The organism is Streptomyces sp. M2CJ-2 (assembly GCF_016757295.1).
Classification (GTDB): Bacteria; Actinomycetota; Actinomycetes; order Streptomycetales; family Streptomycetaceae; genus Streptomyces.
The window spans coordinates 1-662 of record NZ_JAESIF010000279.1 but is presented as its reverse complement, the minus strand read 5'-3'; the positions used below and the strand labels follow the sequence as shown (position 1 = coordinate 662).

General features: G+C 69.5%; 1 pseudogene. It reads left to right on the top strand.

The window, feature by feature from the left end:
* Window positions 1-87: 87 nt before the first annotated feature.
* A pseudogene (locus JL475_RS39295) lies at window positions 88-662 on the top strand (transposase); the annotation flags it as partial.

Genomic DNA, 662 nt, shown 5'->3' with positions numbered 1-662 from the left:
CGGCCTGTGGGCGGGTAGCGAAAGTGTGGGCACACGATTTCTAGAACGATCTAGTCTTGTCCTCGTCATTTGTGTGATCATGCGGGCATGTACTTGCGGAAGACTCAGCGCCGGAACAAGGACGGCAGCGTCGTGCGGTACGTCCAGCTCGCCAACAACCGGCGGGTGGACGGGCAGACGCAGGCCGAGGTGCTGGTCAACCTGGGCCGCGAGGACCGGCTCGACCTGGACGCGCTGCGTCGCCTGGTCGCCTCGATCAACCGCTACCTCGGCAAGGACGACGACGTCACCGCCCCGCTCGGCGCCGAGGCCGGCCCGCTGCAGGTGGAATCGTCCCGCCCGCTCGGCACGGTCTGGCTGCTGGACCAGCTGTGGAAGCTGCTCGGCATCGACACCGCGCTCGCCCAGGCCCTGGACGGGCGCCGGTTCCGCACCGACGTGGAACGGGTGCTGTTCGCGCTGGTCGCCAACCGCGCCATTGCCCCCGGCTCCAAGCTCGCCGCGGGCGAGTGGGCCACCCACGACGTCGCCGTGCCGGGCCTGCCCGAACTGGACGGCAACAACCAGGCGCTGCGCGCGATGGACCTGCTCATCGAGGGCGACGCGGAAGGCGCCGTGCAGGAGACGGTGTTCTTCGCCGCCGCCCACCTGCTCAACCTCGA